Genomic DNA, 20,608 nt, shown 5'->3' on the forward strand with positions numbered 1-20,608 from the left:
CCGGCGTAACCGCCGATCTCGGTAGGCGTGGGGAAGGTTTCGTTGGGGGTGCCCTTCAGGGCGCCGTCCATGGTGGCCTTCCAGATGTCCGCCGGAATGCCCGCGCCATAGACCGGGCCACCCCACTGATTCACCAGGGGTTCGTCKCCCCCGGTGGTGCCCACCCAGACCGCGGTCGACAGSGWCGGYGTGTAGCCGACCATCCARSCGTCCCGGTTGGCMCCGGTGKYGCCSAGCTGSGTGGTRCCGGTCTTGGCCGCCGACGCCCGTCCGCCGGCCAGGTTGTGCCCACGCGACCATCCCGCGATGGGCTGCATAGCGGAGGTGACGTTGTCGGCGACCGCTTTGGGGATGCGCTGCTCACCGGTGTCTTCGGAGGTCCGCACATCGAACAGCACCCGGCCGTCGGCGCTGACCACCTTCTCCACGAAGTGCGGCGGGTGATAGATGCCGGAGGCCGCCAGCGTGGCGTACGCCGAGGCCATGTCGATGACCCGGGTCTGATACTGGCCGAGCACCACGCCGCCTTCGGGAGGGCCGCCGTCCTGCGACAGCGTGTGCGGCACACCGGGGAAGCTCTTGGCGACCCCGGCCTGATGCGCGGCGTCGGCGACGTCCTGCGCCCCGTTCTTGAGCTTGAGCATCAGCCGGTAGTAGGCGGTGTTCAGTGAGCGCTTGAGCGCCTCGGCGATGTTGCAGACACCGCAGCCCTCACCCTCGGCGTTGGTGATCTTGGTACGGCCGTTGTCGAGGGTCAGCGGCGAACTGTCGACCTGGTAGCCCAGACCGATGCCCTGTTCGAGCGCGGCCACCAGCGCGAACACCTTGAACGACGACCCGGTCTGCAAACCGGCCTGGGCGAAGTCGAAACCGTTGGCATCGGAGCCCCCGTAGTAGGCGCGCACTCCGCCGTCACGCGGGTCGATGGACACCACCGCGGTCCGCATGTTGGGAATCTGATCTTTGAGGTACGTCGCCACCGCGTCTTCGGCGGCGGCCTGCGCCGCCGGGTCGATGGTGGTGGTGATCTGCAGGCCCTGGGTGTTGAGCGTCTGCTCGTCGATGTTGAACAGCTCGAGCAGCTCCTGGGTCACCTGCCGCTGGATCAACCCGTTGGGTCCGGTGGTGATGTTCTGGGAGCGGGCCAGCTCGGGTGACACGGTGGGCGGAAACTCCTGGGCGGCACGCTCACTGGCGGAAAGGGCTCCGGTCTCCACCATGCCGTCGAGCACCCAGTTCCACCGGTCCAGGGCGCCTTCGGGGTCGACCGCAGGGTCCAGGGTGGACGGCCGCTGGATCAGTGCGGCCAGCAGCGCACCCTCGGCGATGTCGAGGTCCTCCACCGGCTTGTCGAAGTAGGCCCTGGACGCCGCGGCGATCCCGTAGGCGCCGCGGCCAAAGTAAATGATGTTCAGGTAAGCCTGCAGCACATCGTCTTTGCGCCACGCGCTGGACATCTTGGTGGCGATCACAAGCTCTTTGGCCTTGCGGACCAATCCACCCATGCCGGCCCGCTCAGACCCGACCAGCGCGTTCTTGACGTACTGCTGGGTGATCGTCGAACCGCCCTGGGTGTCGCCGCCGAACAGATTGTTCTTGATCGCGCGGGCGAAGCCCGACACCGAGAATCCCGGGTTGGAGTAGAAGTCGCGGTCCTCGGCCGCCAACACCGCGTTACGCACGTAGACCGGCACCTGGTTGATATCGATGTCGACGCGGTTGCCTTCCGGCGGAATGATTTTGGCCAGCTCGGACCCGTCACTGGCCAGGATCGTCGACACCTGGTTGGTCCGGATGTCGCCGGGTGAGGGCACGTCGGTGATGGAGTAGGCCATCGCGAAGGTGATGACCGGCAACAACAGCATCACCACCACGGAGATACCGAGGCCGCGCCGGATCCATCGCCAGTTCGGCGGATGTGCACGCAGCCACTCCAGCGGATTCGGCGCGACCGGTGCATCGGTGGGGGCGGAGCGCTCAGCCCGCCGCGGCGGCGGCGCGGTCGGCTTCTCCGGCGGCGGCTCGCGCCGCGGGATCCGTCCGCTCAACGCCTGCTCGCGGGGCGGAGGAGCCCCGTCCAGGGCCGCCCGGACCGCGTCGATCGGGTCCCGCAGGTCGGCCGTCACGGCGTCGTCGACCGCCGGAATGATCGTGGTCTGCCGGTCATCAGGTCCCGACGGTGGGCGGCGGCCGGCGTCGGAGGGCCGGGCCGAGCCAGCATCGGACCCGTCGTCGTGATGTTTACTCACTGGCGGTACGGGCTCCGCTGCGTGCCGGCCGTCGACCGCGGGATCCCTTGGGCGGGCTCGCGAGGCCCAACACATACGACTTCACCAGGTGATTCCAGCTGCAGGTCCGGCACACCTCGACGACATACACCGAGAACTCCGAGAACCGGGTGGCCAACAGGACCAGTTCCTCGGCGGTACGCGCCGAGCCCGAGACCGCTCCGAGCTGGTCGCCGTACACCCAGGACACCAGGGTGAGGGGCTCCTTGCGGCAGATGGGGCAGACCACCGCACTGGCCTTGCCGTGGAACTTCGCGGCGCGCAGCAGATAGGGGTTGGCGTCACACACCTCAGTGACCCCGGTGCGCCCGGAGTAGACCTCGGCCAGCAGGGAACGTCGCCGGAGCGCGTAGTCCACTACCTGTCGCTGCAATCGCACGGTCACCAGAGTACGTCGGGTGCTCACCGGCGGTGGCGATCAACGCCCCCAACCGGCGCCAACCGGCGGATTCGGCGTCAACGCGGCGCGGCCTTCTTTTACTATCGTCGCCGTGGCGACACGGCAGACCGCGGGCACTCGTGCCAAAGACAGCGACCGGGACGACGTCTGCCGAATCCTGGACAGCGCTCTGGCCCAGGGGCAGGTGTCCAGCGCCGAACACCAGGAGCGCATCAGCGCAGCCACCCGCGCCGTGACCCTCGGAGACCTGCATTCCCTGGTCGGTGACCTGCAGACCGAGACCGCCCCGGTCAAGCTGCCGACGCTGCGCGGTCCCGCCGAGTTCGGCGTGCGCAGTGTCGCCCTCAAGGCGCTGGGCGCACTGGGCGCCGCGTTGCTGGCGGGAATGCTGCTCGGTTGGGCGATGTACGGGAACACCAGCTCGCCGCTGAGCTTCACCTCGGATCCTGGCGCCAAGCCGGACGGTGTCGCGCCGGTGGTACTCACCCCGCCACGACAGCTGCAGTCCCTGGGCGGGCTCACCGGCCTGCTGGAGCAGGCTCGGCAGAAGTTCGGCGACACCATGGGCTACCGGCTGGTGGTCTACCCCGACTACGCATCGCTGAATCGTCCCGACCCGACCGAAGAGCGCCGCAAACTCGACTACTCCTACCGCGGCGGCTGGGATGACCCGTCGACCTCGTCCAAGAGCAGCGATGACGTGCTCGTCGATCTGAGCGCATTCGACGTGAAAGCCGCGGTCGGCATCCTGCGCGGGGCTCCCGAGACGCTCGGTATCAAACCCGACGACGTGAAAAGCACCTACCTGATCGTCGATCCGGCGCGGGATCCCACCACACCGGGGGCGCTGTCGCTGTCGGTGTACGTTTCCAGCGACTACGGCGGCGGCTACATCGCTTTCGCCGGCGACGGAACCGTCAAGCGCATCAATTACCCGTCCTGACCGGCGGGTTTCACGCCATTGAACATCGGGCGAACAGCAGCCACTTGGGCTTGGTTATATCGGCGCGATACTATGGCGCGAACCGTCGACCGGACGTAGCTACACCATCTCAGGAGGTGACTGGAGTGCTTGAGCTTGCGATTTTGGGCTTGCTGCTCGAGTCTCCGATGCACGGCTACGAGCTGCGGAAGCGGTTGACCGGTCTGCTGGGTGCGTTCCGGGCGTTCTCCTACGGCTCGCTGTATCCCGCGCTGCGGCGCATGCAGCTGGCTGGGGTGATCGCCGAGGACGCCGCGCCGACGGGAACCCCGGTGCGCCGGGCCCGACGGGTGTACCGGCTGACCGACGCCGGCCGTCAGCGGTTCAACGAGCTGGTGTCCGACACCGGTCCGCAGAACTACACCGACGACGGCTTCGGAGTCCACCTGGCGTTCTTCAACCGCACCCCCGCTGAGGCGCGGATGCGGATTCTCGAAGGCCGCCGCCGGCAGGTGGAAGAACGCCGGGAAGGTCTGCGCAACGCGGTGGCACGGGCCAGCAACTCATTGGACCGCTACACCCGCCAACTGCACCAGCTCGGGCTGGAGTCCAGTGAGCGGGAGGTCAAGTGGCTCAACGAGTTGATCGCGGCCGAACGCGTATCGCAGGGCTCGTCCGGGGGCGACGAGCGCGCGCAGCGCGCGAGGAGAGACCCGGCGGCATCGAACCGCGCCGAACAACCCTGACCCCGCATACGGACGCGGGTATCGGGACAACACAACACAGCACTTCAGCATTGAAAGCAGAAAAAGGAGAGCGTCGAAAATGACTGAGCAAACGACGGATGTGCGGGTCGCCATTGTCGGCGTCGGCAACTGCGCGTCCTCGCTGGTCCAAGGCGTCCAGTACTACCAGAACGCCGACGACACCTCGACGGTCCCCGGCTTGATGCACGTGCGCTTCGGCCCGTACCACGTCCGCGACGTGAAGTTCGTCGCCGCGTTCGACGTGGACGCCAAGAAGGTCGGCTTCGACCTGTCCGAGGCCATCTTCGCCTCGGAGAACAACACCATCAAGATCGCTGACGTGCCGCCCACCAACGTGATCGTGCAGCGCGGCCCGACCCTGGACGGCATCGGCAAGTACTACGCCGAGACCATCGAGGTCTCCGACGTCGAGGCCGTCGACGTGGTCGCCGCCCTACGCGAGGCCAAGGTCGACGTGCTGGTCTCCTACCTGCCCGTGGGCTCTGAAGAGGCCGACAAGTTCTACGCCCAGTGCGCCATCGACGCCGGTGTGGCGTTCGTCAACGCACTGCCGGTGTTCATCGCCTCCGACCCGGTGTGGGCCAAGAAGTTCGCCGACGCCGGCGTGCCGATCGTCGGCGACGACATCAAGAGCCAGGTCGGCGCCACCATCACCCACCGGGTGATGGCCAAGCTGTTCGAGGACCGCGGTGTCACCCTCGACCGCACGTACCAGCTCAACGTCGGCGGCAACATGGACTTCAAGAACATGCTCGAGCGTGAGCGGCTGGAGTCCAAGAAGGTCTCCAAGACCCAGGCCGTCACCTCTAACCTGACCGGCTCGCTGGCCGGCAAGGTCGAGGACAAGAACGTCCACATCGGCCCGTCCGACCACGTCGCCTGGCTCGATGACCGCAAGTGGGCCTACGTGCGGTTGGAGGGCCGCGCCTTCGGTGACGCGCCGCTGAACCTGGAGTACAAGCTCGAGGTGTGGGACTCGCCGAACTCGGCCGGCATCATCATCGACGCGGTGCGTGCCGCCAAGATCGCCAAGGACCGCGGCATCGGCGGACCGATCCTGCCGGCGTCGGCATACCTGATGAAGAGCCCGCCCAAGCAGCTGGCGGACGACGTCGCGCGCGCCCAGCTCGAGGAATTCATCGTCGGCTAGCGGCCGCCGCTGCGCACCGCACATGACTGACGACGAGCTGGCCGGCCTCTCGGAGTTCGCCCTCTTGGGAGGCAACGCCGAGCAGGCCGGTCTGACCGGTCCGTTGCTCGACGTGGAGCGGATCGAGGCCGGTGAGGTCAGTGCGCTGCGCTGGGGTTCGGCGCCGCCGCGGGTGGTGTTCCTGCATGGCGGCGCGCAGAACGCTCACACCTGGGACACCGTCATCCTCGGGCTCGGCGAGCCCGCGCTGGCGGTGGACCTGCCCGGCCATGGCCGTTCGGCGTGGCGTGCGGACGGCGACTACTCACCGCAGCGCAATGCCGCCACTTTGGCGCCCGTACTGCAGGAGCTGGCCTCCGATGCCGAATTGGTGGTCGGTATGTCGCTGGGCGGGCTGACCGCGATCCGCCTGGCGGCCACCGCCGGCGAGCTGGTGCCCCGGTTGGCGATCGTGGATGTGACGCCGTCGGCTTTGCAGCGCCATGCCGAGATGAGTGCCGCCGACCGCGGAACCGTGGCGTTGGCCCAAGGCGACCGGACCTTCCCCGAGTTCGAGTCGCTGCTGGCCGTCACAGCGGCCGCGGCGCCGCACCGCGATGTGGAGTCCCTGCGACGCGGGCTGTTCCACAACACTCGTCGGTTGCCCGACGGCAGTTGGACGTGGCGCTACGACACCATCCGCTCGGTCGGCGACTTCACCGAGCTGTGGACCGATGTCTCGGCGATCACCGCGCCGACCACCTTGATCCGCGGCGGCGATTCGTTCTTCGTCACCGCCGACGACGTCGCCGAGTTCACCCAACGCTCGCCGGGGCTGACCACCCACGTGGTGGACGGTGCCGGACACTCCGTACAAAGTGATCGGCCTCGTGTCCTGGTCGAGCTGCTTCGGATGGCCCTCGCCGAGAACCGGAGCTGAGACGGCCGCAGCGACACCGGCGGTTCAGCGAGGCTCGACGAAGGAGAGGCGAAGCTGGAATCGCCGCAGCGACACCGGCGGTTCAGCGAGGCTCGACGAAGGAGAGGCGAAGCTGGAATCGCCGCATCGACACCGGCGGTTCCGGGGATAAGGTGGCGAGATGGCCCGGCCCATCCGCATTGCCGTCCAACTGCAGCCCCAACACGCCGCGCACTACGGCGCCATCCGCGACGCGGTCCGGCGTTGCGAAGACCTCGGCGTCGACATCGCCTTCAACTGGGACCATTTCTTCCCGCTCTACGGCGACCGCGATGGACCGCACTTCGAGTGCTGGACCATGCTGGCCGCCTGGGCCGAGCAGACCTCGCGCATCCAGATCGGCGCGCTGGTGTCGTGTAACTCCTATCGCAACCCGGAGCTGCTCGCGGACATGGCCCGCACCGTCGACCACATCAGCGACGGCCGGCTGATCCTGGGCATCGGCTCGGGCTGGAAACACCGGGACTACCGGGAATACGGCTACGAGTTCGGCACCGCCGGCAGCCGCCTCGACGACTTGGCCGGCGCGCTGCCCCGGATCAAAAGCCGTCTGACGCAGTTGAATCCGCCGCCTACCCGCGCGATCCCGCTACTGATCGGGGGCGGCGGGGAGCGCAAGACCCTGCGCTTGGTCGCCGAGCACGCCGACATGTGGCACAGCTTCGCCGACGCCGACGCCTACCCGCACAAGGCAGCCGTGCTGGCGGAGCACTGTGCCGCCGTCGGGCGAGACCCCGCCACCATCGAACACTCGGCGGCGCTGGGCGGCGACCAGACCCGGGGCACGGTGGCCGAATTGCTGGCCGAGGCCGACGCACTGACCGGACTGGGGGTCCGCCTGCTGACCATCGGCAGCAGCGGACCCGACTACGACCTGTCCGCCGCCGAGGCGCTGTGCCGATGGCGCGACCAGCAATAAGGCTCGCGGCGTTCATCGCCACGTGCATGATCGTGGGCGGACTGGCGGCGGTGCCGCCGGCCGGGGCCGCCCCGGACCTGTGCACCCCGCCCGGGGAGCAGGCCGCGGTCGCGTTGCCGGTCAAACTGGCCAACGCCAAGCGGCCACGCGAGGACAAATACACCACGGCCGGCGTCGAACCGCTCAGTTCGATTGACGTGACCAAGCTCGGGCTGGGCACCCCCGGAGTGTTGACGGTCGGCACGCTGACCGAAAGCCCACCGACGAACTGCATCAACGCCCACGGCCGTTACAGCGGGTTCGACAACGAACTGCTGCGGGCCATCGCCAAGAAGCTGGGCTTGCGGGTGCATTTCGTCGGTACCGACTTCTTCGGCCTGCTGGCCCAGGTGGAGTCGGGACGCTTCGACGTCGGGTCGGCGTCGATCAACGCCACTGACGAGCGCCGCCGCACCGTCGGCTTCACCAACGGCTACGACTTCGGGTACATGGCGCTGGTGGTCCCGGCCGGATCCGGGATCACCGGATTCGACTCCCTGGCCAGCGGCCAGCGCATCGCGGTGGTCCAAGGCACGGTCGAAGACGCCTACGCCGTCGACGCCCTGGAAGTCGAACCGGTGCGGTTCCCCGACTCGATCACGCTCTACGCCAGCCTGAAAAGCCGCCAGGTCGACGCGTGGGTGGCCCCGTCGCTGACCGCACTGAACCTGTTGAGGCCCGGTGACCCGGCACAGATCGTCGGCTACACGTTCAGCCCGGCCGGCTTCGAGGCGTACGCGGTGGCCAAGGGGAACCAGGCGCTGATCTCGGCGCTGAACTCCGGCCTGGACGCCGTCATCGAAGACGGCACCTGGCCGCAGCTGTTCACCGACTGGGTGCCGCGGCCGTTGCCGCCGGATTGGCAGCCGGGTTCCAAGTCGGCGGCCACCCCACACCTGCCGGACTTCGCCGCGATTGCGGCCCGGCATCACCGGCCCGAGTCCGAGCCGTACACACCCAAGTCAACTCTGGCGCAGCTACGCGACTCCTTCTTCGACTGGCAGTTGTACCGGCGCGCCCTGCCCGATCTGCTCAAGACCGGCCTGCCCAACACGGTGCTGCTGACGGTGAGCGGCGGCGTCATCGGCTTGGTCGCCGGCCTGGGGCTGGCCGTGGCCGGCCTCTCGCGCAGCCGTTGGCTGCGCTGGCCGGCGCGGATCTACACCGACATCTTCCGGGGGTTGCCCGAGGTGCTGATCATCCTGCTCATCGGCCTGGCGGTCGGGCCGCTGGTGGGCGGCCTGACGCACAACAATCCCTATCCGCTGGGGATCGCGGCGCTGGGGCTGACCGCGGCGGCGTACATCGGAGAGATCCTGCGTTCGGGCATCCAGAGTGTGGAGTCCGGTCAGCTGGAGGCCTCGCGCGCACTGGGTTTCGGCTACCCGGAGGCGATGCGACTGGTGGTGATCCCGCAGGGTATCCGGCGAGTGCTGCCGGCGCTGGTCAACCAGTTCATCGCCCTGCTCAAAGCGTCGGCGCTGCTGTACTTCCTCGGCCTGGTCGCCGGTCAGCGCGAACTGTTCCAGGTGGGCCGCGACTTCAACGCCCAGACCGGCAGCCTGTCCCCCTTGGTGGCCGCCGGCATCCTCTATCTGGCTCTGACCATCCCGCTGACGCACCTGGTGAACGTCGTCGATCATCGGCTGCGGCGCGGCAGGCCCCCCGAACCCGACGATGCCGTCGAGCTGAGCCCGGCGATCTCCAGTCAGGAGATGACGTGACGGCGCCCGCAGCGCGCGAGCCGGTGTCGCTGGCGGCCAAAGGAATTGAGTTGTCGTTCGGCAAACATCAGGTGTTGCGCGGAGTCGACCTCGACGTGCCGGCGGGCGCCACCGCCGCGGTGATCGGTCCCTCCGGCTCGGGTAAGTCGACGATGCTGCGCACCTTGAACCGGCTCCACGAACCCGATGCCGGCGACGTCCTCTTGGGCGGCCGATCGGTGTTGGCCGACGACCCCGACGAGCTGCGGCAGCGGATCGGGATGGTGTTCCAGCATTTCAATCTGTTCCCCCACCGCACCGTGCTGGACAACATCACCCTGGCTCCGCGCAAGCTGCGCGGGATGTCCGACGACGCCGCCCGCGAACTGGCGCTGGGGCTGTTGGATCGAGTCGGGCTGAAGAACAAGGCCACCTCCCGCCCCTCGGCGCTCTCCGGCGGCCAGCAGCAACGGGTGGCGATCGCCCGCGCCCTGGCGATGCAGCCGCAGGTGATGCTTTTCGACGAAGCCACCTCGGCGCTGGATCCGGAGTTGGTCAAGGGGATCCTGGCATTGATCGCCGAACTCGGGGCCGACGGCATGACGATGGTGGTGGTCACTCATGAGATGGGCTTCGCCCGCTCGGCGTCGGACACGGTGGTGTTCATGGACCGGGGCCAGGTCGTGGAGTGCGGGCCGCCCGATCAGATCTTCGACAACGCCGAGACGCAGCGGCTGCAGAAGTTTCTGTCCCAGGTGTTGTGACAGCAACCTGTACGACTTGTCAACCCGCTTCACAGTCACCCGTTAGACTGGCGAACTATGACGGAGAGCAAGGCCGATACGCCGCAGGTGACGGCGATCGCAGAAGGCTTGCACCGTTCGCTGTCCAAACTGTTCTCGATCCTGCGTCGCGGCGATATCAGCAGAGGCACCCCGACTGGCGAACTCACGCTGGCTCAGCTGTCGATCCTGATCACGCTGCTGGACCGGGGTCCCATCCGGATGACCGAGCTGGCCGCCCATGAGCGGGTACGCACCCCCACCACCACGGTGGCGATCCGCCGCCTGGAGAAGATCGGCTTGGTCAAGCGCAGCCGCGATCCCTCGGATCTGCGGGCCGTGCTGGTCGACATCACCCCCGAGGGTCTGGCGAGCCACCGCGAGTCGCTGGCAAACCGGCACGCGGCGTTGGCGGCGATGCTGAACAAGCTCAGCCAGGAAGAACTCGACACCCTGACCCGCGCGCTCGAGCCCCTGGAGCGGCTGGCGACCTGTGATGGTGTCGAACCGGCAGCCGCCGGCGATGCGGGCTGCCCCATGGATTGCGGTTGATGCCGACTGCGCTGATCACCGGAGCCGGTGGCGGTATCGGTTCGGCGATAGCGGCGGCGTTGGCGCCGACCCACACCCTGTTGCTCGCCGGTCGCCCGTCGGCGCGGTTGGACGCCGTGGCCGAACGGCTCGGCGCCACCACCTGGCCGCTGGACCTGGCCGACATCGACGGGATCGAGGCGGCCACCGAGATCGTCGACGAACTCGACGTGTTGGTGCATAACGCCGGGGTGATGCTGCCCGGTGCCGCCGGCGAGTCCTATATCGAGGAGTGGCGGGCCACCTTCGAGGTGAACGTATTCGGTGCGGTGGCCCTGACCCTGGCTCTGTTGCCCGCGTTGCGGGCGGCCCGCGGGCAGGTGGTATTCATCAACTCCGGTGCCGGGCAACGGGTTTCCCCCGGAATGGCGTCGTATTCGGCGAGCAAGTTCGCGCTGCGGGCGTTCGCGGATTCACTGCGCAGCGACGAGCCCGCACTACGGGTCACCACCGTGTACCCGGGCCGGGTCGACACCGACATGCAACAAGACCTGGTCGCCTACGAGGGCGGCGAGTACAACCCGGCCCGATTCCTGCGTCCCGACACCGTCGCCGAAGTGGTGGCCGCCGCGATACGCACACCCGCCGAGGCACAGCTGCAAGAAGTGGTGGTCCGGCCGCGCTGAGCTATCGGGTTTCCTGCCGCCGCACCCGGAACAATCTGGTCTCGCCCTCCACACCCTTGAGCGCACGGGTGCCGACAAACGACCAGGCGTACCCCGGAGCCTCCCCGACGGCCTCGCGGGCCGCGCCCTCCGTCATGACCTCACCGGGCTCGGCGACGCTGGTGACCCGGCTCGCGACATTCACCGGGCTGCCGAACCAATCCCGGGCGCGGCGTCGGACGACACCAGCATCACCGCATCGCCGATCGTCTTGACCAGCCGCACCGGAGGGTGGACCACCTCGTGGGCCAGATCGGCAAGGCGCTCAACGAGTCCCACCAATTCTTCGGGCGGTATCGCCTCGCCCAGCCGGGTGAACCCGACCATGTCGGCGAAGGCCACCGCGAGCTGCCGCGCCCCGGGAAGCGCCACGCCGGCCGCCCGCTCGGTGGCGTTGACCTCCTCACCCTCCAGCACCCGCCGTAGCTGGACAAGCAGAACGTCGCGAATCATGTCCCCCAACAAGGGTGTAACGGTTCGCACGATTTCCTCGTGCGCTTTGGCGACCTCAACCTCGGTGAGACCCGGCCGCATGATCGCCGAGATAGTGCTGTACCGGAATGCCGGAACCGCCCGGGAAATGCCCTCGGAAAGCCGGCGAATCATCAGCAGCACTTGGCCCGGGTCCAGTCCGGCCCCGATAAGTTGCTGCAATCACGCGGCGGCCTCGCCGTCAGCCCGCAAAAGCAGGGCGGCATCGGGATCATCCAACCGCGGCAGCCCCAGCGCACGTTCGATGCCCTGCAACAGGGGCGTCGAGACCGTCGAACAGCCCCAACTCCGCCAGCGTCTCGTGGAATGCTTCGCTCTCGGCCCCCATGCTGTCGCCTCAGATCGTTGTCACACCACTAGATTCACCAACCGGCCGGGCACCACGATCACCTTCTTCGGGGCGGCACCGGACAGGAATGCCTGCACCTTGTCGTCGGCCAGGGCAGCGGCCTTGATCGCGTCGCTATCGGCATCGGCGGGCACCGTGACCAGTCCGCGCTTCTTGCCGTTCACCTGCACCGGGTAGTCGACGGTGTCGGTCACCAGGTAGGCCGGGTCGGCCACCGGGAAGGGGCCGTGCGCCAGTGAGGAATCGTGGCCGAGTCGCCGCCACAGTTCCTCGGCCAGGTGCGGAGCCAGCGGCGCGAGCAACAGCGCCAGCGGCTCAACCGCCGAGCGCGGAACCCCTTCGCGATGCTCCTTGGTCAGGTGGTTGGTGTACTCGATCAACTTGGCAGCCGCGGTGTTGTTGCGCAGTGCCGCATAATCTTCCGACACCCCCACGATGGTGCGGTGCAGCAGTCGCAGGGTCTCGGTGTCCGGTTCGCCGTCGAGCACCCGGGTCTCACCGGTCTCCTCGTCAACGACCAGCCGCCACACCCGCTGCAGGAAGCGATGTGCGCCGACCACATCTTTGGTGGCCCACGGCCGCGACATATCCAGTGGGCCCATCGACATCTCGTAGACCCGCAGTGTGTCGGCGCCGTAGCTGTCGCAGATCTCGTCCGGAGACACCGAGTTCTTCAGGCTCTTGCCCATTTTGCCGTACTCGGCGAACACTTCCGTGTCACCGTCAGCGCCCGGCAGATAGAACTTTCCGTCACGCTCCACGACGTCAGCTGCCGGCACATAAGACCCGCGGGAGTCGGTGTAGGCGGCAGCCTGGATGTAGCCCTGGTTGACCAGGCGACGATAGGGCTCGCGCGAGCTGACGTGCCCGAGGTCGTACAGCACCTTGTGCCAGAAGCGGCAGTACAGCAGATGCAACACCGCGTGCTCGGCGCCGCCGACGTAGAGGTCCACGCCGCCGGGATCATCGGGTCCGTGCTCGGCGGGCCGCGGGCCCATCCAGTAGGCCTCGTTCTCCGGCGCGCAGAAGCGTTCGGTGTTGTGCGGGTCGGCGTAACGCAACTCGTACCAGGAACTTCCGGCCCACTGCGGCATGACATTGGTGTCACGGGTGTAGGGCTGCAGTCCGTCGCCGAGGTCCAGCTCGACATGCACCCAATCGGTCGCCTTGGCCAGCGGGGGCGACGGTTCGCTGGACGCGTCGTCCGGGTCGAACAGCACCGGTGAGTAGTCGGCGACGTCGGGCAGCTCGACCGGCAGTGCGGCGGAGTCCAGCGGGTGCGCGCGGCCGTCGGCATCGAAGACGATCGGGAACGGCTCGCCCCAGTACCGCTGGCGGGCGAAAAGCCAGTCCCGCAACTTGTATTCGATGCGCGCCCAGCCGCGGCCCTGAGCCTCCAGCTGTTGAGTCATCGCCTTCTTGGCGTCCCCGACGGCCATGCCGTCCAGCGGTCCGGAATTGACCAGAGTGCCATCGCCCGCGTAAGCGGAAACTGAGATGTCGCCGCCGGCAATGACTTCCACCACCGGAAGGCCGAACTCGGCGGCGAACTCCCAGTCACGCTGATCGTGCCCGGGAACCGCCATGATGGCTCCGGTGCCGTAGCCGGCCAGCACATAGTCGGCGATGAAGATCGGGACCTGCTGACCGTTCGCCGGGTTGGTGGCGTAACTGCCCAAGAACACACCGGTTTTGGTCTTGTTCTCCTGGCGCTCCAGATCGGACTTCGCCGCGATCGCCTTGCGATAGTCGGCGACGGCCGCGGCCGGCGTGGCGGCTCCGAAAGTCCAGCGTTGATCCACTCCGTCCGGCCAGGCCTCGACAGTCAGCCGGTCGACCAGCTCGTGCTCGGGGGCGAGCACCAGGTAGGTGGCACCGTAAAGCGTGTCCGGGCGGGTGGTGAAGACCTCGATACCCACCGTTGAGCCGTCGGTGGTGTTCGTAGCGAACAACGCCGCCGCACCGGTGGAGCGTCCGATCCAGTTGCGTTGCATGGTCTTGACCTTCTCCGGCCAGTCCAGCAGTTCGAGGTCGTCGAGCAACCGGTCGGAGTACGTCGTGATCCGCATCATCCACTGCCGCAACCGCTTCCGGAACACCGGGAAATTGCCGCGGTCACTTCGCCCATCGGCGGTGACCTCTTCGTTGGCCAACACAGTGCCCAGGCCCGGACACCAGTTGACCATCGAGTCCGAGCGGTAGACCAGCCGGTGGCCGTCGATCACGTCGGCGCGCTCACCCGCCGACAGCTGCGCCCAGTCACGCCCGTCATCGAGGATGCGTGCCCCGGAGTCGAATTCGGCGACCAGGTCGGAGATCGGACGCGCCTTGTTCGCGCTGGTGTCGAACCAGGCGTTGTAGATCTGCAGAAAGATCCACTGCGTCCATTTGTAGAAGTCGACGTCGGTGGTCGAGAAGCTGCGCCGGCTGTCATGGCCCAGGCCGAGGCGGCGCAATTGCCGACGGAAGTTCTCGACGTTGGCCTCGGTACGGATGCGCGGGTGGGTACCGGTCTGCACCGCGTACTGCTCGGCGGGCAGGCCGAAGGCGTCGAAGCCCAGGGCGTGCAGCACGTTGTGGCCGGTCATCCGGAAGAAGCGGGCGTAGACGTCGGTGGCGATATAGCCGAGGGGGTGCCCGACGTGCAGGCCGTCGCCGGACGGGTAGGGGAACATGTCCTGGACGAACATCTTGTCGGCGGGAACTGTTGAACCGTCCGTCGGTGCGAGCGAGCCGACCGGGTTGGCGACGTTGAAGGTCCCTGCCTGCTCCCAGTGGTGCTGCCAGGTGTCTTCGATACGCCCGGCCAGCGTCGCGGTGTAGCGGTGCCGGGGTGCCTGGTCGCTGGATCCCTGGGTGGTCGGGGCTTCGTTCACCTCAACAGGGTAAACGGCGGTGTTTTTCGGTCCGATCGCCACAGCTTGGTATCAGTTGGATTGCGACCCGGTGAGGGCTTAGTTCCAGGTCGGTTGCGGCCCTGGCGATGCTGTTGGCGCGTGGCTACCGTCATTTCACGGCCAGGGCATCGCTGCCCGGCCCGCCCCGGAAGGACCCTGGAGATGACGAACACCGCGCACCGCTGGCGACTCCTCTTCGGCTGCGCCGCTGTCATGGCGGCGGGCTTGGCCGGTATCCCCGCCGTGGCCGCTGATCCGCTGGTCCCGGCACAGCCGAATCCCTACGGCCCCGCCGCCCAGCCGGCAGCGGCACCGGTGACCGGGCCGCTCGCGTCAGCGCCGCGCCCGATGGCTCCGGCGCCGGCGACCCCGCCGCCCGCGGTGGTGCCAGGCGCCCCGACTGCCATCGCGCCGCCGAGCGGCCTCGTACCGGCGACCTCGGGCACCCTGCGCGATTACTTCGCGGCCAAGAAGGTGCAGTTGCAACCGCAACAGCCCGCCGGGTTCAACGCGTTCAACATCACCTTGCCGATGCCGGCGGGCTGGTCCCACGTGCCCGACCCCAACGTCCCCGACGCGTTCGCCGTGATCGCCGACCGGCGCAGCGGGTCGCTTTACACCCCCAACGCCCAGGTCGTGGTCTACCGGCTGGACGGGCAGTTCGACCCGAAGGAAGCGATCACGCACGGGTTCATTGACAGCCAGACACTGATGGCCTGGCAGACCACCAACGCCTCCCTGGACGACTTCAACGGGTTTCCCTCGTCGATCATCGAGGGGACCTACCGCGACGCCGACATGACGCTGAACACCTCACGGCGCCACGTGATCGTGCCGACAGACGACACCGCCTACCTGGTGTCGCTGACCGTGACCACCGGCGCCGGTCGCGCGATCGGCACGGCTCCGGCGACCGACGGAATCGTCAACGGATTCCGGGTCGAGCGTCCCGGTACGAACCCGCCGCCCCCGGCCCCCAGCGGTCCGGTGCAATCGGGCACGGTGCGCCACCAGGTGGGCACCGCGCCGCCGCCGCTCGACGTTCCCCGCCCTCCGGTGGAATCCGGCGTCATCCGCCACCAGGTGGGCACCACGGGATAAGCGCCCGGCTCGTATGGTGGACCCATGCTGATCATGGGTGTCTTGTGCCTGGTTGCGGCGGTGGTGTCGCTGGTGTTCGGAGTCCGAACGCTGGTGCGCCCGCTCACCGGTGACCCCGAACAACTGGTACTGCGGGCTGTCGCGCCCGCCCAGATCGCCGTCGGCGTGATCCTGGGTGCGGGCGGTGTGCTGGTGCTGGCCGGCCCGTCGTCGATGGCGCTGCTGGCGTTGATCATCTCGATCACCGGGGCACTCGCCACGCTGGCCGCTGGGACCTGGCAGGGCGCCCGCTACGCGGCACGCCTGTCGGCTCAGGCCCACGCGGCGGCCGACGTCGGCTGTTGCGGGTCGGGCTGTTGCGGAGACAGTGCGCCCGTCGAGGAGGCGGGTTGCGGAGCCGGCTGCGGCTGCGGAGAGCCCGCGCCGCCGGAGCCGGCGCCCGGGTGCGGCCGCGGCTGCGGCTGCGGGTAAGACGCCGCCGTCGGCGTCGGCCGCCGACTCAGTTGCGGCTGATGTCGATCGGGTGGGTGGCCAACAGCGCCGTGGGCCAGGGCTGCCGGCGCAGCGCTCGTCCCCACAGGTCGACTCGCGGGGGGACCATCACATCTGACGGCAGCGCCGACAGCACGATCCAGTCATCGCGCTCGATCTCGCCCTCGAGCTGGCCGATGGTCCAACCGGCATAACCGGCGAAGATTCGCACACCCTCGACGTGCGGCGCGATGGTCTCGGGGTCGGCATCGAGGTCGACCATCACGAGTCGGCCGTCGATGTGCCGCAGACCGGGCAACCCGTGTGGCTCGGTGCCGACCCGCAACAGCCCGACGCACAGCGCGGCATCGCGTTTCACCGGCCCGCCGATGAACATCGTCTTGGGTTTGGCGGCCAGCTCCGACCACTGCGGGAGCACGTTGTAGACAGCGGTCTCACTGGGCCGGTTGAGCACCACGCCCAGGGTTCCACCGTCGTTGTGCTCGACCACATAGATCACGGTGCGGCGAAAGGTGGGTTCGAGCAGATCGGTGTTGGCCAACAGCAGCGTGCCGGCCCGTACCCGATGCGCAGCGGGCGCGACATAGTCCTCGGGGTCTTCGGGTTGGGCCATTTTTCCATCATGGCACCCGCCGCCGTCATTCGTGTTGAGCTGTGCCGAACATCGGCCGGCCCGCGATATTTGTAGGCTGGTTTGGGGCCGGTGCCGCGCCGCCGCCCGAGGCTGGAAGAGGTTCTGTGGTGGACAACCGCGCACCCGCGTCACTGTGGCGGTCGACGCGCGGCCTGCCCGAGTTCCGCAGACTGCTGGAACTGCGGGCCGCCAGCCAATTCGGCGACGGCCTGTTCCAAGCCGGACTGGCCGGAGCGTTGCTGTTCAACCCGGACCGAGCCGCCTCGCCGTGGGCGATCGCGGGTGCTTTCGCCGTGCTGTTTTTGCCGTATTCGGTGCTGGGGCCGTTCGCCGGCGCCCTGCTGGACCGCTGGGACCGCCGCCAGGTGATGGTGATGGCCAACCTCGCCCGACTGGTGCTGGTGCTCGGGATCGCCGTGCTGCTGGCTGTCGGTGCCGGTGACCTGCCGGTGCTGTGCGCGGCACTGATCGCCAACGGATTCACCCGGTTCATCGCCTCCGGGCTGTCCGCGGCGCTGCCACACGTGGTGCCGCGCGAGCAGGTCGTGACGATGAATGCCGTGGCGATCGCGACCGGTGCGGTCGCCGCCTTCTTGGGCGCCAACTTCATGCTGCTACCGCGTTGGCTGATCGGTTCCGACGACCGCGGAGCGGCGTCGATCATCGCGGCCGTAGCCATCCCCGTCGCCATCGCCCTGGTGCTCTCGCTGCGCTTCGAAGCCCACGTGCTCGGTCCCGACGACACCAAGCGGGCAATCCACGGCTCGGTGCTCTACGCGGTGACGACGGGCTGGATGCACGGCATCCGGACGGTGCGCGACCGGCCCACCGTGGCCGCCACCCTGTCCGGACTGGCCGCGCACCGGATGGCCTTCGGCATCAACACGTTGGTGGTGCTGGTGCTGGTCCGGCACGTCGGGGAACACACGGTGTCTGGCCTGGGCACCACGGCGTTGTTCGTCGCCTCGGCCGGGGCCGGGTCATTTCTGGCCACGGCGCTGACCCCGCCGGCGGTGCACCGCTGGGGCCGCTACGCCACCACCAACGGCGCCCTGGCGGCGGCTGCGGTCATCCAACTGGCCGCCGTCGGGCTGTACCTGCCGGTTCTGGTGTTGTGCGGCTTCCTGCTCGGAGTCGCCGGGCAGGTGGTCAAGCTCTGTGCCGACACCGCCATGCAGATCGACGTCGACGACGCCCTGCGCGGACACGTCTTTGCGGTACAGGATTCGCTGTTCTGGGTGTCGTTCCTCCTCGCTGTGGCCGGCGCCGCGGCGGTGATTCCCCCCGACGGGCAGGCGCCGTCGCTGATCGTGGCCGGCACCCTGCTGTACCTGGTCGGGTTGGCCGGTCACGCGTTCATCGGGCGGCGCCGCGAACCGGTGGGCTTAAAGTACGAACATGGCCGAAACTGAATCGATCGTCGCGGATCTGATTGCCGAAAGCGACGAGCTCGACGCCCTGGTAGCCGCGCTCGCCGACAGTCAGTGGGGCACGCCCACACCGGCGACCGGCTGGTCGATCGCTCATCAGATCGGGCATCTGCTCTGGACCGACCGGGTGGCGTTGACCGCGATCGTCGATGAGGCGGGTTTTGCTGCCACCCTCGCCGAGGCGATGAAGGATCCGGCCGGATTCGTCGACGCCGGTGCCGCCGAGCTGGCCGGGCTGCCGCCGGCCGAGCTGCTGGCGGAGTGGCGCTCCACCCGCGCGCAGCTGCACGAGGAGCTACTCGGTGTGGCTGACGGACGCAAGCTGCCCTGGTTCGGCCCGCCGATGGGCGCCGCTTCGATGGCCACCGCTCGGCTGATGGAGACCTGGGCGCACGGCCTGGACGTGGCCGATGCACTCGGGGTGCGCCGCCGACCCACGGCACGGTTGCGGTCGATCGCGCATTTGGGTGTGCGGACCCGCGACTTCGCGTTTACCGTGCACAACCTGACCCCGCCGGCCGAACCGTTTCACGTGGAACTACACGCGCCCGGGGGCGGTGTGTGGGCATGGGGTCCGGTGAACGCCGAGCAGCGGGTGACCGCAACCGCCGAGGACTTCTGCTTTTTGGTCACGCAGCGGCGTGCGCTGGCTGACCTTGACGTCGTGGCCCACGGCGGCGACGCGCAGCGCTGGTTGGAGATCGCCCAAGCCTTCGCCGGACCGCCCGGCCGGGGGCGCTGAGCGCGCCAGCGCGAAGCGAGACCCGGCCGCACCAGCTCCGCCGGGGGCGCTGAGCGCGCGGCTCAGAACCAGGCGAGTACTCCGCCGATGATCATGTCGAGCGAATTCAGTAGCGCCTGGAACATGTTCACGTCGGCGGAGTCGATCATGTGGTAGGTCGTGTTGCCGATCACGTCCTCGGTCGCACCCGCGATCTCGGTCGGCGTCAGGCCCAGGTATGCGAGGTGGTCGCTGAACATGCCGGCCATCTGCTGGCCGTTGTCCCAGTTCGCGAACCCGTCGCTGGACAGCGAGTAGACGTCCGTCGTGTACAAATCGCTCGGGGTCACCAAGCCGATGACCGAGTCGACGTGCATCAGCTCGGCGAACTGATAGACCATGTTGATCACGTCGGCGTGCCATGACTCCGGTATCCATTGCAGCAGCGTCGGCATGAATCCGCTCAGGAATCCGCCCTCCGCGGCACTGTCGCCCACCAACACGAAATGCAGTGCATCCAAAGGCATGTCGGGATACTGCGCGTGGAGTTGTTCTGCCGCCAGCCCGGCTGCGACGTCAGCTTGCGAATATCCGAAAACGTAGAGCGGGTCTGTGGAACTGAACTCGCCGTCGTTCCACCGCTGCGCGATCGCCTCGACCAGAATTTGGGTGGCTCCGCTGATGCTCGCGTTCAGGTCGTTGGTCTCCGGCACCTGAAGGAACGTCGCCGTGCCGTCGGGGGCGAATCCGTTGGGCACCAGGTACAGCTCCTTGCTCAGGTCGAGCCAGTCCTGGTTCATCGCCGGAATCATGACCAGGGCTTCGGCGGCCAGGCCGTACTGAAGGATCTGGTGATCGGTGTCCGGGACCGTCGCCGCGCCGCTCGCCGCTCCGATCAACGTCGGAGCGGCCACCAGCGGCGCCCCCAGAAGGGCGCCCACCCGCATCTTCTTCATTGCTGCCCTCCCCCCGTTAGTCGGCATACCCGGGGCGAAGTTGTCGCCGCGTTCAGTATTTCTGGAATCACCGTTCTCGGGTACCCCGCGGTGCTCGGCAATTCACAACGCGGTGGCGCCATCGGCGGCACCGTCACCATCGGCGTCGGTGAGCTTGACGTTCCACCGCCCGTCACCGTCGGTGTCGACGTAGGCGGCGCCGAAGCCGCCCCCGTCATTGCCGATCAGCACCCGGTCGGCCCGCCCGTCACCATCGGAATCCAGCAGCCGGTCATTGACCCGTCCGTCGCCGTCGAAATCCACCAGGGGACCGCCGGTGTGCTCGACGTTGTCGAGTCCCACCCAACGCAGC

General features: G+C 68.1%; 18 protein-coding genes and 2 pseudogenes. 13 read left to right on the plus strand and 7 right to left on the minus strand.

Annotation, left to right across the window (positions count from 1 at the left end; translation table 11 throughout):
• Positions 1–2,324 (minus strand): transglycosylase domain-containing protein (locus EJK91_RS19675; RefSeq protein WP_444850839.1); only part of this gene is annotated, 2,324 nt, incomplete at its 3' end.
• Positions 2,242–2,667 (minus strand): DUF5318 domain-containing protein, encoded by a 426-nt coding sequence (locus EJK91_RS19680; protein WP_024442732.1) that lies wholly within the window; start codon positions 2,665–2,667, stop codon positions 2,242–2,244. The genes EJK91_RS19675 and EJK91_RS19680, both read right to left, overlap by 83 nt.
• A 112-nt stretch (positions 2,668–2,779) precedes the next feature.
• Between EJK91_RS19680 and EJK91_RS19685 the strand changes: the two genes are divergently transcribed.
• From EJK91_RS19685 to EJK91_RS19725, 9 genes are all read left to right on the plus strand, one after another.
• Positions 2,780–3,631 (plus strand): DUF1707 SHOCT-like domain-containing protein, encoded by an 852-nt coding sequence (locus EJK91_RS19685; RefSeq protein WP_125079756.1) that lies wholly within the window; start codon positions 2,780–2,782, stop codon positions 3,629–3,631.
• Positions 3,632–3,756: 125 nt separating this feature from the next.
• A complete protein-coding gene (locus tag EJK91_RS19690; RefSeq protein WP_024442734.1) occupies positions 3,757–4,356 on the plus strand; it encodes a PadR family transcriptional regulator in 600 nt (199 codons plus the stop codon).
• 79 nt (positions 4,357–4,435) lie between these two features.
• Positions 4,436–5,527 (plus strand): inositol-3-phosphate synthase, encoded by a 1,092-nt coding sequence (locus tag EJK91_RS19695; protein WP_024442735.1) that lies wholly within the window; start codon positions 4,436–4,438, stop codon positions 5,525–5,527.
• 22 nt (positions 5,528–5,549) lie between these two features.
• The gene (locus tag EJK91_RS19700) at positions 5,550–6,446 is read left to right on the plus strand and encodes an alpha/beta fold hydrolase (protein ID WP_024442736.1); all 897 of its coding nucleotides are present in this window, start codon (positions 5,550–5,552) and stop codon (positions 6,444–6,446) included.
• Positions 6,447–6,606: 160 nt separating this feature from the next.
• Positions 6,607–7,404, plus strand: coding sequence for an LLM class F420-dependent oxidoreductase (locus EJK91_RS19705; RefSeq protein WP_024442737.1), 798 nt, complete (start codon positions 6,607–6,609; stop codon positions 7,402–7,404).
• Positions 7,386–9,167 (plus strand): ABC transporter substrate-binding protein/permease, encoded by a 1,782-nt coding sequence (locus EJK91_RS19710; protein WP_046301841.1) that lies wholly within the window; start codon positions 7,386–7,388, stop codon positions 9,165–9,167. The genes EJK91_RS19705 and EJK91_RS19710 overlap by 19 nt, the downstream gene beginning before the upstream one ends.
• On the plus strand, positions 9,164–9,910 hold the full coding sequence (locus EJK91_RS19715) for an amino acid ABC transporter ATP-binding protein (RefSeq protein WP_046301836.1): 747 nt from the start codon (positions 9,164–9,166) through the stop codon (positions 9,908–9,910). The genes EJK91_RS19710 and EJK91_RS19715 overlap by 4 nt, the downstream gene beginning before the upstream one ends.
• Positions 9,911–9,967: 57 nt before the next feature.
• Positions 9,968–10,480, plus strand: coding sequence for a MarR family winged helix-turn-helix transcriptional regulator (locus tag EJK91_RS19720; protein ID WP_024442740.1), 513 nt, complete (start codon positions 9,968–9,970; stop codon positions 10,478–10,480).
• Positions 10,480–11,145, plus strand: coding sequence for an SDR family oxidoreductase (locus EJK91_RS19725; protein WP_024442741.1), 666 nt, complete (start codon positions 10,480–10,482; stop codon positions 11,143–11,145). Before EJK91_RS19720 ends, EJK91_RS19725 begins: the two co-directional genes overlap by 1 nt.
• A gap of 1 nt (position 11,146) precedes the next feature.
• Here EJK91_RS19725 and EJK91_RS23045 read toward each other — a convergent pair.
• Positions 11,147–11,931, minus strand: a pseudogene (locus tag EJK91_RS23045) (adenylate cyclase regulatory domain-containing protein).
• A 93-nt stretch (positions 11,932–12,024) separates the two neighbouring features.
• Positions 12,025–14,901: a leucine--tRNA ligase gene (leuS, locus tag EJK91_RS19745; protein ID WP_206430449.1), complete on the minus strand. Its 2,877-nt coding sequence runs from the start codon at positions 14,899–14,901 to the stop codon at positions 12,025–12,027.
• Between the two features lie 183 nt (positions 14,902–15,084).
• Here leuS and EJK91_RS19750 point away from each other — a divergent pair, with 183 nt between their 5' ends.
• Together EJK91_RS19750 and EJK91_RS19755 are read left to right on the plus strand one after the other, a co-directional pair.
• A complete protein-coding gene (locus EJK91_RS19750; protein WP_125079758.1) occupies positions 15,085–16,023 on the plus strand; it encodes an LpqN/LpqT family lipoprotein in 939 nt (312 codons plus the stop codon).
• Between the two features lie 24 nt (positions 16,024–16,047).
• Positions 16,048–16,494, plus strand: coding sequence for a hypothetical protein (locus EJK91_RS19755; protein ID WP_125079759.1), 447 nt, complete (start codon positions 16,048–16,050; stop codon positions 16,492–16,494).
• A gap of 28 nt (positions 16,495–16,522) precedes the next feature.
• Here the strand turns inward: EJK91_RS19755 and EJK91_RS19760 are convergent, their stop codons facing one another.
• The gene (locus tag EJK91_RS19760) at positions 16,523–17,128 is read right to left on the minus strand and encodes a YqgE/AlgH family protein (protein ID WP_024442744.1); all 606 of its coding nucleotides are present in this window, start codon (positions 17,126–17,128) and stop codon (positions 16,523–16,525) included.
• A 128-nt stretch (positions 17,129–17,256) separates the two neighbouring features.
• Here EJK91_RS19760 and EJK91_RS19765 point away from each other — a divergent pair, with 128 nt between their 5' ends.
• Positions 17,257–18,561, plus strand: coding sequence for an MFS transporter (locus EJK91_RS19765; protein WP_125079760.1), 1,305 nt, complete (start codon positions 17,257–17,259; stop codon positions 18,559–18,561).
• Positions 18,548–19,321 carry a TIGR03084 family metal-binding protein gene (locus EJK91_RS19770; protein ID WP_125079761.1) on the plus strand — a complete coding sequence of 258 codons (774 nt, stop codon included), beginning with the start codon at positions 18,548–18,550 and terminating at the stop codon, positions 19,319–19,321. The genes EJK91_RS19765 and EJK91_RS19770 overlap by 14 nt, the downstream gene beginning before the upstream one ends.
• Before the next feature lie 62 nt (positions 19,322–19,383).
• Here the strand turns inward: EJK91_RS19770 and EJK91_RS19775 are convergent, their stop codons facing one another.
• Together EJK91_RS19775 and EJK91_RS19780 are read right to left on the minus strand one after the other, a co-directional pair.
• Complete coding sequence (locus EJK91_RS19775) at positions 19,384–20,256, minus strand: PE-PPE domain-containing protein (protein WP_125079762.1); 873 nt, start codon at positions 20,254–20,256, stop codon at positions 19,384–19,386.
• Positions 20,257–20,358: 102 nt separating this feature from the next.
• Positions 20,359–20,608 (minus strand): annotated as a pseudogene (locus EJK91_RS19780) (pullulanase); the annotation flags it as partial.

The sequence above is a fragment of the Mycobacterium sp. P7213 genome, from assembly GCF_900604305.1.
Classification (GTDB): Bacteria; Actinomycetota; Actinomycetes; order Mycobacteriales; family Mycobacteriaceae; genus Mycobacterium.

Bases quoted from the DNA above. Each gene is read 5' to 3' on its own strand.
- EJK91_RS19705 (WP_024442737.1), top strand. From the start codon at position 6,607: ATGGCCCGGCCCATCCGCATTGCCGTCCAACTGCAGCCCCAACACGCC.
- EJK91_RS19695 (WP_024442735.1), top strand. From the start codon at position 4,436: ATGACTGAGCAAACGACGGATGTGCGGGTCGCCATTGTCGGCGTCGGC.
- EJK91_RS19755 (WP_125079759.1), top strand. From the start codon at position 16,048: ATGCTGATCATGGGTGTCTTGTGCCTGGTTGCGGCGGTGGTGTCGCTG.
- EJK91_RS19750 (WP_125079758.1), top strand. From the start codon at position 15,085: ATGACGAACACCGCGCACCGCTGGCGACTCCTCTTCGGCTGCGCCGCT.
- EJK91_RS19760 (WP_024442744.1), bottom strand. From the start codon at position 17,128: ATGGCCCAACCCGAAGACCCCGAGGACTATGTCGCGCCCGCTGCGCAT.
- EJK91_RS19725 (WP_024442741.1), top strand. From the start codon at position 10,480: ATGCCGACTGCGCTGATCACCGGAGCCGGTGGCGGTATCGGTTCGGCG.
- EJK91_RS19720 (WP_024442740.1), top strand. From the start codon at position 9,968: ATGACGGAGAGCAAGGCCGATACGCCGCAGGTGACGGCGATCGCAGAA.
- EJK91_RS19770 (WP_125079761.1), top strand. From the start codon at position 18,548: ATGGCCGAAACTGAATCGATCGTCGCGGATCTGATTGCCGAAAGCGAC.
- EJK91_RS19775 (WP_125079762.1), bottom strand. From the start codon at position 20,256: ATGAAGAAGATGCGGGTGGGCGCCCTTCTGGGGGCGCCGCTGGTGGCC.
- EJK91_RS19700 (WP_024442736.1), top strand. From the start codon at position 5,550: ATGACTGACGACGAGCTGGCCGGCCTCTCGGAGTTCGCCCTCTTGGGA.
- EJK91_RS19710 (WP_046301841.1), top strand. From the start codon at position 7,386: ATGGCGCGACCAGCAATAAGGCTCGCGGCGTTCATCGCCACGTGCATG.